This window comes from Streptomyces sp. NPDC051636 (genome assembly GCF_044453765.1).
Lineage (GTDB): Bacteria > Actinomycetota > Actinomycetes > Streptomycetales > Streptomycetaceae > Streptomyces.
The window spans coordinates 169,584-182,214 of record NZ_JBITDA010000011.1 but is presented as its reverse complement, the minus strand read 5'-3'; the positions used below and the strand labels follow the sequence as shown (position 1 = coordinate 182,214).

Below are 12,631 nucleotides of genomic sequence, written 5' to 3'. Positions count from 1 at the left end.
ACGGCCCATCTGCGAGCGTGCAGGTGGGCCTCGGTCGTTGTCAGGCGTCACGCGCTGCGCGGCGCTCCCGCGTCGCCTTCGGCGATCGGCCTGCGGCCGACCCTTGACTCGGCTCGCTCCAGTACGGAGGAGAAGTGAGCGGGCGGCCCGGGAAAAGCGGGGCCCGGGTGGGTGTTCCCTCGGGTGGGCTGCGGTGCGGGCCGGGGCTTGGGGTCGGTGGCGCAAGTGGAGGGATTGTGCCATGGCCGACTGTGCCCACCTGGGCTTTTGCCTCTAGGTCTGGCACGTGTCCTCCAATTGCCTGCCGGGTGTGACTGGTGAGGCTGGTGTGACGTCGACCGGGGCAGCCCAAGTCCGCACCGCCGGTCGAATCTCAGCCTTCACCGCCTTGCGCACCCCGCTCGGGCCGGCCGCGACCAGGGGGTGCGGGAGTGACGGTGGTTCCGGGGACGGGACGGTGAGTATCCGTTCTCGTGGTGAGGCGCCGAGGAGCGGACGAAAAAGATCAACCAGTCCATCGCGCTCTTCGAGAAGAAGTACCCGAAGATCAAGGTGAAGACGGACTTCCAGACGTATCAGTCGTTCTGGGAGAAGTTCCAGAGCCAGGCTGCGGGTGGAAATCCCCCGGACGTTTTCCAGAATGCTGTCGGATTTCTTCGGAAGTACGACAAGAGAGGTGTTCTGCTCGACCTCAAGTCCCGGATACAGCCGGTAATCTGAGCCTGGATCACTTCCGTGCGGGCGTCACCAGAGTGGGCGAGGGCGGCGCTGGTCATCGGCAAGAAGGTCTTCCAGAAGGCCGGCGTCGAGCCGCAGGCGGCCACCATGTACGACGAAGGACGGACTCGGCTTCGACCAGGCCGATCCGACCGAGTGGTGGACGGACGGCTACAACCGCGTCAAGGCGGGCATCGTCACCTCCCCGGAGGTCGTCCAGCAGGAAATGCCCAAGTCCTCGCTCTCCGCGGGCCATGGCGCCTCGCAGTTCACCTGGGACAACTTCACGGTCCGCTGCTCGGCGGAGGGCGACAGTGCCTACGGCCTCGCGCCGATCACCATGACGGACCGCATGCACACCGGGCAGTACCTCGCCTCCCTGATGCTGAGTGCCTCTGCCCACACACCGGTGGTCTCCGTCTCCCACCTGCCGGCCGTCTTCGGCCTGAACGAACTGTGCGCCGAGCTGATCCACCCGGTCGACCTGCCGGAGTTCAATGAGGCCTACCTCGACTACCGCCACTGCTTCAACGCCACCAAGGCCGAGCAGAAGGCCCGTTACGGCTCGGACTTCGGCTCCCTGCTGCTCTTCCAGGGCCACTCGCGCCTCGACGCGTACCCCGCCGTCCAGACCGGTGACGAGACGCTCGCCCAGCGCGTCTGGACGAAGTTCTACAGCTCCGACGGCTACACCGAGTGCCCCCCGTGGAAGACGGAGCAGCTGAGCGGCCCGGCCACCCTGGGTGTCCACCAACGACACCGCGCTCTACGGCCTCGCGGCCATCGAGAACCTGGCTCTGCCTCCTGGGAGAGATGGGGGAGCGCCGTCGCACGGGCGGCGGCGCTCGCACCGCCGAGTGTGGAACGCGTCACGGCGTACGACATGAGTACGCGTACTCAGATCCCGGTACGCGCGTGCCCGGGCAGACTCTGCCCATGGACTGGACCCACTACCGTTTCCTCAGCCTGTGGCCCCTGCCCGCGCCGTCCCCCGTCGTGTACGACGCCCTGGAACGCGCCGAGGACTACCCCCGCTGGTGGCCCCAGGTAAGCGCGGTGACCCGGCTCGACGACACCACCGGCGTCATCACCATCCGCTCCGTCCTGCCGTACGACATGACCTTCACCGCGCGCGAGACCCGCCGCGACCCGGCGGCCGGAGTGCTCGAGGTCGCCCTGTCCGGCGACATCGACGGCCGGGCGCGCTGGACGGTCACCCCGCACGGCTCCGGGTCCCTGGCCCGCTACGACCAGGTCGTCGACGTGAACAAGCCGCTGCTCAGACGGCTGGCCCTGCCGGGACGGCCCGTGTTCCGCGCCAACCACCGGCTGATGATGCGGGCCGGGCGGCGCGGACTGCTCCGCCACCTGGAAGCGGTTTGAAGGAAGCCTGCCGGGACCTGTATTGTTCAGTGCGTTCCCGGGCGATTAGCTCAGTGGGAGAGCGCTTCGTTCACACCGAAGAGGTCACTGGTTCGAACCCAGTATCGCCCACCGGGAAAGAGCCGGTCCGTGCACGCGGACCGGCTCTTGTGCGTTCAGGCCGCTGCCGACAGCTCCGGCGGCCGCAGCGGCCAGTACGTGCTGACCACTTCCTCCGAGCCGCTGCGCGCGAACCACGCCTGCAGGCCGCGCGCCTGCGCCGCGTGCCAGCCGACCTGGAGAGTGTGCAGCTCGGTGGGGGTCAGACGCTCCAGCCGGGTCGTGAAACGGCGCCCCAGGGCCCGTACGACCTCCAGCGCGGCCAGTGCGTCCGCCCCCGCGTCGTGCGCGCCGTCCAGCGTCACCCCGTAGTGCGCGCACAGGTCCGTCAGGGTGCGGCGGCCCTTGCGGTAACGGTCGAGGTGCTTGTCCAGGACCCGGGGATCGAGCACCCGCAGCGGTGACGCCTCGAACCAGCGGTCCAGCGAGGACGCCCGGTGCCGGCGCAACTCCCGGTCCAGCAGCGTGAGATCGAACGGCGCGTTCATCACCACCAGCGGACGGCCCAGCGCCGCGTGTTCCGCCAGCTGCTCGGCTATCTCGTACATCACCGGCGCCGGCCAGCGGCCGTTGTGCTGCAGGTGCTCCTCCGTCAGCCCGTGCACCGCCGTCGCCGCCTCCGGCACCGGCACCCCCGGGTTCACCAGCCAGCGGGTCACCCGGGGCCGGGTGCCCGGGGCGTCCTGGACGACGACGGCGGCCGACACGATCCGGTCGGTCTCGACGTCCACGCCCGTCGTCTCCGTGTCGAAGGCGGCCAGAGGCCCCTCGTACCAGCACGTCATGCGACCACAACTCCTTGTTCACCCACGGCAGCTGACGCACCGTCTTCTGCCTGTTTGGTGATACCCGGGCTGTTTGCGCCGTACGCCGGAAGGACACAACAGGAGTACGGGTCTTTGCAGTTCAGCGGCCCGCAGCGGGGAAACTCCTGGCTTGGAAGGCTGTTGGCCATGGCGATAGCCCAGCCCGAGCGGGGCGGGCTGCTGCCCGAACGCGCGGGCCCCCTTCGCGGCACTCTCGCCACCACCGCCTGCATGGAGACACTGCAGGTCGGCTATCTGCACGCGGTCGCCGCGGCGGCCGGCTGCTCGCTGTCCCAGCCCTTCCCGGACAACGGCATCGACTGGCACGTCAGCCACAGCGCGGCCGGGCACACCGTCGACGACGAGGTGACCATCAAGGTGCAGCTGAAATGCACCTACCAGATCGCGCCCAGCCCCCCGGGACGCTTCTTCTCCTTCACGCTCGACAACGACCACCTGCGCAAACTCGCCCGCACGCCCGTCCTGGTGCACAAGATCCTGGTCGTGATGATCGTCCCCCGGTCACAGGACCAGTGGCTGCGCGCCGGCCACGACCGGCTCGACCTCAGGCACTGCTGCTACTGGGTCAACCTCGCCGGCCACCCGATCACCGGCCGGCACCGGACCACCGTGCGGATACCGACCTCGCGCATCTTCGACGACCGGGCGCTGTGCGAGATCATGACGCGGGTCGGGACGGGAGGCAGACCGTGACGCACCGCCCCCTCGACGAGCCCCTGCGCGAGGTCAGGCCGCACCCCGACGGCGCTGCTGATGCCTCCTGGAACCGTCCCCTCGAGCCCGCCGACGTCGACCCCGCCGTCCTCAGCGCCCTGCTGCACCGGCACGGCTGGCAGCGCCGCGGCGGCGCCGCCGGCCGCTACGGCCGCTGGACCCCGCCGGGGCCGGGCGGCAACGGCACCAGCCTGCTCGTGCCCGAGAGCCGCGCCTTCCCCGACAGCGACGACCTGCTCGGCGAGGCCCTCCTCGCCCTCGCCCGCAGCGGCACGCCCGCCGCCCGCGAGGTACTCGTCTCCCTCGCCGTCCCCAGCGACGAGATCCACTGGTGGCGGGACGTGCCGGGCGGCCCCGTGGGCGCCGCCCCCTGGACCGTCGAGGAGCGACTGCGCACCGCCGCCCGCCAGACCCTCCTCGCCGCCGCGCTCGCCACACGCACGCGTGCCGGCTATCACGGCTCCCGGCACCGGCGGTCGGCCGCGGCGATGCTGGAGAACGTCCTCGTCGGCCCGGCCACCGGGGGCCGCACCCTCACCGCCTTCGTCCCCGTCGGCACCGGACGCCCCGTGGCCGTACGTCTCCACCAGGCCCTCCGCGCGGCCCGCGAGGCCGTCGACCACCAGCGGGCCACCGGCGGCATGGACGCCTTCGACGGCGCTGTCGAGGCGGGCGTCAGCCGCGAGCTGACCGAGGCGCTGATCACGCTCGTGCGAGGGACGGAGGGCGCCCGGATCGTTGTCCGGTGGGCGCCGGCCGCCGGGGTCCCCGAAGGCTGCGCGGCCTGCGCCGAACCCGTGGAGTTCTCGCCCGGCGACCTGGCCGCCCTGCGCGAGGCCGGGGCCCGCTATCTGCGCGAGGAACCCTCGATGCCGGTCCGGATCACCGGGGCGGTGGTCCGGATGCGCAGGGCGGGGCCGCGCGGCGAGGGCACCGTACGCCTGCGGGTGATCGCCGGCGCCGAGGTGCCGCACGTCCGCGTCACCCTGGACGAGGAGGACTACCGGATCGCCGGGCACGCTCACCTCGTCGGCCTGCCGGTGCGGGTGGACGGGCGGCTGGAGAGCCGGGGCGGTTTCCGCAGGCTCACCGGCGCCTGCGGGGTCGTACCCGTGCGGGTGGACGACGGGGAGCGGGACCGGCTGCTGAAGTCTCTCCAGCAGAACCTCGACTTCTTCGAGGAGGCGTGCGGAGGCGAGGACCGAGGGTGACCGTTTCGCGGTCGGCCGTCCGGGGTCGGTACGATCGCGTAATGCGCGCGCTCCTGGTATGGCGCCGCACCCCACCTTCAGTCAGGAGAGACCGGTGTCAGACGTCCGTGTGATCATCCAACGCGATTCCGAGCGGGAAGAACGCGTGGTGACGACGGGCACTACGGCCGCCGACCTCTTCGCCGGCGAGCGATCGATCATCGCCGCGCGGGTCGGGGGCGAGCTGAAGGACCTCGCCTACGAGGTCCGGGACGGCGAGAGTGTCGAGGGCGTCGGGATCTCCTCCGAGGACGGCCTGAACATCCTGCGCCACTCCACCGCGCACGTCATGGCGCAGGCCGTGCAGGAGCTCTTCCCCGAGGCCAAGCTGGGCATCGGCCCGCCCGTCAAGGACGGCTTCTACTACGACTTCGAGGTCGAGAAGCCGTTCACGCCCGAGGATCTCAAGGCCATCGAGAAGAAGATGCAGGAGATCCAGAAGCGCGGCCAGCGCTTCTCGCGCCGCGTGGTCACCGACGAGGCCGCCCGCGAGGAACTGGCGGACGAGCCGTACAAGCTGGAGCTGATCGGCCTCAAGGGCGCCGCCTCCTCCGACGACGGCGCGGACGTCGAGGTCGGCGCCGGCGAGCTGACGATCTACGACAACCTGGACGCCAAGACCGGCGAGCTGTGCTGGAAGGACCTCTGCCGGGGTCCGCACCTGCCCTCCACCCGGCTGATCCCGGCGTTCAAGCTGATGCGCAATGCCGCCGCCTACTGGCGGGGCAGCGAGAAGAACCCGATGCTCCAGCGCATCTACGGCACCGCCTGGCCGTCCAAGGACGAGCTGAAGGCGTACCTCGACTTCCTCGCCGAGGCCGAGAAGCGCGACCACCGCAAGCTGGGCACCGAGCTGGACCTCTTCTCGATCCCGGAGCAGATCGGCTCCGGCCTCGCCGTCTTCCACCCCAAGGGCGGCATCGTCCGCCGCGTGATGGAGGACTACTCGCGGCGCCGCCACGAGGAGGAGGGCTACGAGTTCGTCTACACCCCGCACGCGACGAAGGGGAAGCTCTTCGAGACGTCCGGGCACCTGGACTGGTACGCCGAGGGCATGTACCCGCCCATGCAGCTCGACGAGGGAGTGGACTACTACCTCAAGCCCATGAACTGCCCGATGCACAACCTGATCTTCGACGCGCGCGGGCGTTCTTATCGTGAACTGCCGCTGCGGCTCTTCGAGTTCGGGACCGTGTACCGGTACGAGAAGTCGGGCGTCGTGCACGGCCTGACCCGGGCGCGCGGCTTCACCCAGGACGACGCGCACATCTACTGCACCCGTGAGCAGATGTCCGAGGAACTGGACAAGACGCTCACCTTCGTGCTGGGCCTGCTGCGGGACTACGGTCTGACGGACTTCTACCTCGAGCTGTCCACCAAGGACCCGGAGAAGTTCGTCGGCTCCGACGAGGTCTGGGAGGAGGCCACGGAGACCCTCCGCCAGGTCGCCGAGAAGCAGGGGCTGCCGCTCGTGCCCGACCCGGGTGGCGCCGCCTTCTACGGCCCGAAGATCTCCGTCCAGACCAAGGACGCGATCGGCCGTACCTGGCAGATGTCGACCATCCAGCTGGACTTCAACCTGCCGGAGCGGTTCGACCTGGAGTACACGGGTCCGGACGGCTCCAAGCAGCGCCCGGTGATGATCCACCGCGCCCTCTTCGGCTCGATCGAGCGGTTCTTCGCCGTGCTGCTCGAGCACTACGCGGGTGCCTTCCCGGCGTGGCTCGCCCCCGTCCAGGCGGTCGGCATCCCGATCGGCGACGCGCACGTGGAGTACCTGGAGAAGTTCGCCGCCGCCGCTAAGAAGAAGGGCCTGCGGGTGGAGGTGGACTCCTCCTCCGACCGCATGCAGAAGAAGATCCGCAACGCCCAGAAGCAGAAGGTGCCCTTCATGGTCATCGCGGGGGACGAGGACATGTCGGGCGGATCCGTGTCCTTCCGCTACCGCGACGGCTCGCAGGAGAACGGCATCCCGTTCGACGAGGCCATCGCGAAGATCGTGAAGGTCGTGGAGGAGCGGACGCAGGTCTGACCCGCATGTGACGGGAGGGCCCCCGGGGATCTCACCTCGCCGGGGGCCCTCCGCCGTCCCCGTCCCGCGCGAACCGCTCCATCAGCCACGAGGAGAACGACCCCGCCACCGCGCCCAGCAGAGCCAGGCCGCAGCCCATCAGGACCACGGCGACCAGCCGCCCCGGCAGCGTCACGGGGGCGACGTCGCCGTAGCCCGTGGTCGACAGGGTGGACACCGCCCACCACAGCGCGTCGCCGAACGTGCGGACCGTCGTCTGGGGATCCGCCCGCTCGAAGCGGTACACCGAGAGCGCGGCGGCGAAGCCGAGCAGCACCGCAGACAGTCCCGCGTACAGCATCACCCGTCCCTGCAGGGACATCCGGGGCTCCCCCTGGCGGCGCCGCTGCAGGGACTCGTAGACCCGCGCGACGCGCACCGGCCGCAGCAGGGGCAGCAGCACGACCACCGTGTCCAGCCAGTGCCGGTGGACGAAGCGCGGCCCCTCGCCGCTCAGGCCCCAGCGGACCACGTAGTCGACGGCGAACGACGCCCAGCAGCCGCCCATCACCGCCAGACACAGATCGTGCACGGGCTCGGGCAGGCCCTCGCCGAGGACCCACACCGCGTACGAGCCGAGATAGAGCAGGGACGCCATGCCGAGCGGGATGCCCACCCGCCGCTCCCAGCGGGCCGTACGGCTGTCGTCGTCCATGGGCCCAGCTTCGCCCGGGACCGTTTTGCCCGAGCCCCGGCGACACGCCGCGAACGGGCGAAGCCATATGCTGCCTTGCATGACGAGTGAGCCGGAGCAGCAGATCGGAGTGGGGACGCAGGACGCGTTCCAGCGCCTGTGGACGCCCCACCGGATGGCCTACATCCAGGGCGAGAACAAGCCGAGCGGCCCGGGGGCCGACGACGGCTGCCCCTTCTGCTCGATCCCGGCCAAGTCCGATGAGGACGGGCTGGTCGTCCGGCGCGGTGAGCACGTGTACGCGGTGCTCAACCTCTACCCGTACAACGGCGGCCACCTGATGACCGTGCCGTACCGGCACGTCGCCGACTACACCGACCTCACCGGTCCGGAGACCGCCGAGCTGGCCGAGCTGACCAAGCAGGCGATGACGGCCCTGCGCACCGCCTCCGGCGCCCACGGCTTCAACATCGGCATGAACCAGGGCACCGTCGCGGGCGCCGGTATCGCCGCCCACCTCCACCAGCACATCGTGCCGCGCTGGGGCGGCGACACGAACTTCATGCCGGTGGTCGGCCACACGAAGGTGCTGCCCCAGCTGCTGGCGGACACGCGGAAGATGCTGGCGGAGGCCTGGCCGGCGGTGTGAGTTCCGGCTGAGGCGGGTCGGGGGCCGCGGCCCCCACGCCTACGCGTCGTACAGGTCCGCCTTCTTCGGCGTCGGGTCCTGCACCTGTCCGCTCAGGAACGCCGACCGCGCCCCGAACTTCTCCACGTCCACGCCGTTCTCCCGGAGCACCCGGATCGCCGCCGAGTGCACGACCCGCAGTACCGGCGTGGCGGCGCGCAGCGCGTCGTCGGCCATGAACCGGTGCCGCCACGGCTGGTCCGCCCACACGTGCCGCAGGCCGAACGGCTCGGGCAGCACCAGCGTGCCGCCGAGCCAGTTCAGCGCCGGCGGATACCAGGTCAGCGGGGCACGCGCGGTGAGTCGTACCACCTCGTCGGTGCCGACCAGCGGCAGCTTGATCGTGCGGGACTCCCAGGGCTTGAGGGAGCGGGGGACCGCCTTCGTCGGCGCCTCCGGCTTCGAGGTGAACAGCGAGTGGACCGGTCCCAGCGCATGCCCGGTCACCTCGATGCGCAGCGTCTCGTGGAGCACGGTCACGGTGATCAGCATGGTGATGATCAGCTGGCCGTCCCACAGCGTCCACTGCACCCCGAGGTAGTGCCGGTCGCCGCTGCCGAACTGCTGCTTGTTGCAGATGTCCTGTATGGCGTGCGACTTGACCTGGTACGCCTCGACGTCGGTGCCCTCCGGCCGGGAGACCGCCTTGGCGTTCTCGCCGATCGGCGTGACGATCCAGTGCCGTATCGAGGGCTTGGGGAAGCCGCCGGTGTTCAGCGGGCCGCGCTCCAGCATCCGCAGCTGGTCGTGGATGGCGCGTATGACGTCCCAGCTGCGGAAGGGGTGGATCTCCCGGGTGGGGTCGGCCGGGACCAGGTCCTCGGCCAGCTGCCAGGCACCCCAGCGGGTGCCCATGCCGAGTATGCCCTTGGGCCCGGCGTAGAAGACCGAGTTGGACTGCTGCTCGGCGCTGAGCTTGGCGAGCGACTGGCGCAGCTGCTCGGCGGCGGTCTGGGCGGGGCTGCTGGGGACCGACTCGGGGATCTTCGCGCCGACGCTGCTGCCGGCGAGCAGGCCGTCCCACCGTGCGCGCAGGTCATGGGCGGTGCGCTCGCAGATGTGCTTGGCCCAGAACCAGCCCAGTACCGGGGCCACCGCCGCCGCCCGTCCGTACCAGGCCCAGAACCCGTGGAACGGCATGCGGACCAGGAAGAGCGCGACGAGCGCGCCCACGGCGACGAGCAGGGTGGTGCCGAGGGCGCCGGCCCGTTTGTTGTTGAGCTTGGCGATGGTGGAGCGGATCTGGAAGACGAGCAGCCAGACCAGCAGTCCGGGCAGGAAGAGCAGGCCGCACAGGACCATGACGGCGGTCAGCCTGTTGTCGCGCTCGCGGCGGATCGCGTTGGCCGCGAGGCAGTGCTCGACGACGACCTGGGGATCGGTCCCGAAGGACTGGATGAGCGCGGCGCGGCCGGAGGCGAGCATGCGGTCGGCCACGGCCCGCGAGAAGGCCTCGCCGAGGTTCGGCCTGAACAGGGAGAACATGCCGTCCTTGACGGTCGACTCGTGCCACTCGCTGTTGGCCTTGAGGATCTCCTCGACCGGGCTGTCCCGGTAGGCGGCCGAGGCCAGGGCGAAGGTGGCCGCCTGGCTCTCGTCCCCCGAGATGGGCACCTGTGGCCCGTCCCACTCCGTTCCCACCGACATTCCCGCCCCCGATCGCCGCGGACCCGCTCCTGCGGCCTTCCCGACTTCCTTGCTCCGCACACCTGTTGATCAGGACACCTGGTGGGCAGGTACCCACATGTTGATCACCCCATCAGCGTATCGGCAGGCACCGACATTCGTCGGCGGACGGCCGAAGCCGCCCGCCGACGGGTGAGGTGACGGCCGTCTAGGAGGCGTCCTTGGTCTCCTCGCGGATGCGTTCGGCGACCTGCGGCGGCATCGGTTCGTGCCGGGCGTACGCCCGGCTGAAGCGGGCGGTGCCGTGCGAGAGGGACCGCAGATCGACCGCGTACCGGCCGATCTCGATCTCCGGTACCTCGGCCCGTACGAGGGTGCGTCCCGTGCCCACCTGTTCGGTGCCGAGTACCCGGCCGCGGCGCCCGGACAGGTCGCTCATCACGGCGCCCACGTAGTCGTCGCCGACCAGCACGGTCACCTCGGCGACCGGTTCCAGCAGGTGGATCCTCGCGTCGGCGGCGGCCTCCCGCAGGGCGAGCGCGCCCGCCGTCTGGAAGGCGGCGTCGGAGGAGTCCACCGAGTGCGCCTTGCCGTCCAGCAGCGTGACCCGGACGTCGATGAGCGGGTGGCCGGCGGCGACTCCCTTGGCGGCCTGGGCGCGTACGCCCTTCTCGACCGACGGGATGAACTGCCGCGGCACGGCACCTCCGACCACCTTGTCCACGAACTCGATGCCCGAGCCGCCGGGCAGCGGCTCCACCTCGATCTCGCAGATGGCGAACTGCCCGTGCCCGCCGGACTGCTTCACGTGCCGCCCGCGTCCGGCGGCCTTGGTGGCGAACGTCTCCCGCAGGGAGACCTTGTGCGGGACGACGTCGACCTGGACGCCGTACCGGTTGCGCAGCCGCTCCAGGGCCACGTCCGCGTGGGCCTCGCCCAGGCACCACAGCACGACCTGGTGGGTGTCCTGGTTCTGTTCGAGCCGCATGGTCGGGTCCTCGGCGACCAGCCGGGACAGGCCCTGGCTGAGCTTGTCCTCGTCCGCCTTGCTGTGCGCCTGGATGGCGAGCGGCAGCAGCGGGTCGGGCATCTCCCACGGCTCCATCAGCAGCGGGTCGTCCTTGGCGGACAGCGTGTCGCCGGTCTCGGCGCGGCTCAGCTTGGCCACGCACGCGAGGTCGCCCGCGACGGCGTGCGTCACCGGGCGCTGCTGTTTGCCGAACGGCGTGGACAGGGCGCCGAGGCGCTCATCGACGTCGTGGTCCTCGTGCCCGCGGTCGGCGAGCCCGTGCCCGGAGACGTGCACCGTCTCGTCGGGGCGCAGGGTGCCGGAGAAGACGCGGACCAGGGAGATCCGGCCGACGTACGGGTCGGAGGAGGTCTTGACGACCTCGGCGACCAGCGGCCCGGCCGGGTCGCACGGCTTCAGTTCGCGCGGCTTGCCGTCGGGCGTGGTGACCCGGGGCTGCTCGCGCTCCAGCGGGGTCGGGAAGCCGCCGGTGATCAGTTCGAGGAGTTCGACCGTGCCGATGCCCTGTCTGGCGCCCTCGGCCGCGGGGGCGGCGGCCAGGACGGGGAAGAAGGCCCCGCGGGCGACGGCCCGCTCGAGGTCGTCGATCAGGGTCTTGACGTCGACCTGCTCGCCGCCGAGGTAGCGGTCCATGAGGGTCTCGTCCTCGCTCTCGGAGATGATCCCCTCGATGAGCCGGTTGCGGGCCTCCTCGATCCGCGGCAGCTGGTCCTCGCCCGGCTCGGACTCCTTGCGCTCCCCGGTGGAGTAGTCGAACAGCTTCTGCGACAGCAGCCCGGTCAGACCGGTCACGGGCGCGTGCCCGTCGGGGGCCTGGGGGCCGTGCAGGGGCAGGTACAGCGGGAGTACGGCGTCTGGGTCGTCGGCGCCGAAGGCCTCCGCGCAGACCCGGGTCATCTCCTCGAAGTCCGCGCGGGCCGCCTCCAGATGGGTGATGACGATGGCGCGTGGCATGCCGACGGCCGCGCACTCCTCCCACACCATCCGGGTCGAGCCGTCCACTCCGTCCGAGGCCGAGACGACGAAGAGGGCCGCGTCCGCCGCGCGCAGACCGGCCCTGAGCTCCCCGACGAAGTCGGCGTATCCGGGGGTGTCGAGGAGGTTGATCTTGAACCCGTCCCATTCGACGGGCACGAGGGAGAGCTGTACCGAGCGTTGCTGCCGGTGCTCGATCTCGTCGTAGTCGGAGACGGTGCCGCCGTCCTCCACGCGGCCCGCCCGGTTCACCGCTCCCGCGGTCAGCGCGAGAGCCTCCACCAAAGTCGTCTTGCCCGATCCGGAGTGGCCGACCAGCACCACATTCCGTACGGACGCGGGGTGGTCGGCCGCCGTAGCCCTGCCGGCGGCCCCAGGGTGTGTGTGCGCCTTGTCGCCCATGATCCTGCCTCCCGTGCACGGTGAGGTCACTGTGGGCGCGGACACGCGGCACCGCACTGCACTGGCGGCTCCGGCGACGCCCGCGGTCCTTCGAGCTTTCCACTCCCGTCACGTTGCGTCCATACGAGGGACGCCGATCGCATCACCGGGGAGCGGCCGCGGGCCATCCACCCGATCCGGTCACCGGGTGCGGGTGCCCGGCGGTCGTCGGCACG

At 70.7% G+C, this 12,631-nt stretch carries 9 protein-coding genes, 1 tRNA gene and 2 pseudogenes; 8 read left to right on the top strand and 4 right to left on the bottom strand.

Translation table 11 applies throughout. From position 1 onward, the window contains the following. Positions 1-370: 370 nt before the first annotated feature. The 4 genes and pseudogenes from ACIBBH_RS21145 to ACIBBH_RS21130 form a co-directional block, all read left to right on the top strand. A pseudogene (locus tag ACIBBH_RS21145) lies at positions 371-1,123 on the top strand (ABC transporter substrate-binding protein); the annotation flags it as partial. Beyond that, positions 1,109-1,517 (top strand): annotated as a pseudogene (locus ACIBBH_RS21140) (Tat pathway signal sequence domain protein); the annotation flags it as partial. The pseudogenes ACIBBH_RS21145 and ACIBBH_RS21140, both read left to right, overlap by 15 nt. 136 nt (positions 1,518-1,653) lie before the next feature. Then, positions 1,654-2,100 carry an SRPBCC family protein gene (locus ACIBBH_RS21135; RefSeq protein ID WP_399406728.1) on the top strand — a complete coding sequence of 149 codons (447 nt, stop codon included), beginning with the start codon at positions 1,654-1,656 and terminating at the stop codon, positions 2,098-2,100. Between the two features lie 39 nt (positions 2,101-2,139). Further along, positions 2,140-2,211, top strand: a tRNA-Val gene (locus ACIBBH_RS21130). Positions 2,212-2,255: 44 nt separating this feature from the next. Here ACIBBH_RS21130 and ACIBBH_RS21125 read toward each other — a convergent pair. Continuing rightward, positions 2,256-2,984 carry a 3'-5' exonuclease gene (locus ACIBBH_RS21125; protein ID WP_399406726.1) on the bottom strand — a complete coding sequence of 243 codons (729 nt, stop codon included), beginning with the start codon at positions 2,982-2,984 and terminating at the stop codon, positions 2,256-2,258. Between the two features lie 168 nt (positions 2,985-3,152). Between ACIBBH_RS21125 and ACIBBH_RS21120 the strand changes: the two genes are divergently transcribed. From ACIBBH_RS21120 to thrS, 3 genes are all read left to right on the top strand, one after another. Continuing rightward, entirely contained in the window at positions 3,153-3,719 is a 567-nt protein-coding gene (locus ACIBBH_RS21120; RefSeq protein ID WP_399406724.1) for a DUF4365 domain-containing protein, read from the top strand. Then, positions 3,716-4,951, top strand: coding sequence for a hypothetical protein (locus ACIBBH_RS21115; protein WP_399406722.1), 1,236 nt, complete (start codon positions 3,716-3,718; stop codon positions 4,949-4,951). The genes ACIBBH_RS21120 and ACIBBH_RS21115 overlap by 4 nt, the downstream gene beginning before the upstream one ends. A gap of 94 nt (positions 4,952-5,045) precedes the next feature. Next, positions 5,046-7,022, top strand: coding sequence for a threonine--tRNA ligase (gene thrS / locus ACIBBH_RS21110; RefSeq protein ID WP_399406720.1), 1,977 nt, complete (start codon positions 5,046-5,048; stop codon positions 7,020-7,022). Positions 7,023-7,053: 31 nt separating this feature from the next. Here the strand turns inward: thrS and ACIBBH_RS21105 are convergent, their stop codons facing one another. After that, entirely contained in the window at positions 7,054-7,716 is a 663-nt protein-coding gene (locus ACIBBH_RS21105; RefSeq protein ID WP_399406718.1) for a potassium channel family protein, read from the bottom strand. A 67-nt stretch (positions 7,717-7,783) separates the two neighbouring features. On the opposite strand from ACIBBH_RS21105, the gene ACIBBH_RS21100 reads away from it, so the two are divergent. Then, the gene (locus tag ACIBBH_RS21100) at positions 7,784-8,344 is read left to right on the top strand and encodes an HIT family protein (RefSeq protein ID WP_399406716.1); all 561 of its coding nucleotides are present in this window, start codon (positions 7,784-7,786) and stop codon (positions 8,342-8,344) included. Positions 8,345-8,383: 39 nt separating this feature from the next. On the opposite strand, the gene ACIBBH_RS21095 is transcribed toward ACIBBH_RS21100, so the two are convergent. Further along, positions 8,384-10,030 (bottom strand): hypothetical protein, encoded by a 1,647-nt coding sequence (locus tag ACIBBH_RS21095; protein ID WP_399406714.1) that lies wholly within the window; start codon positions 10,028-10,030, stop codon positions 8,384-8,386. A 187-nt stretch (positions 10,031-10,217) separates the two neighbouring features. Continuing rightward, the gene (locus tag ACIBBH_RS21090) at positions 10,218-12,416 is read right to left on the bottom strand and encodes an elongation factor G-like protein EF-G2 (RefSeq protein WP_399406712.1); all 2,199 of its coding nucleotides are present in this window, start codon (positions 12,414-12,416) and stop codon (positions 10,218-10,220) included. Positions 12,417-12,631: the final 215 nt, after the last annotated feature.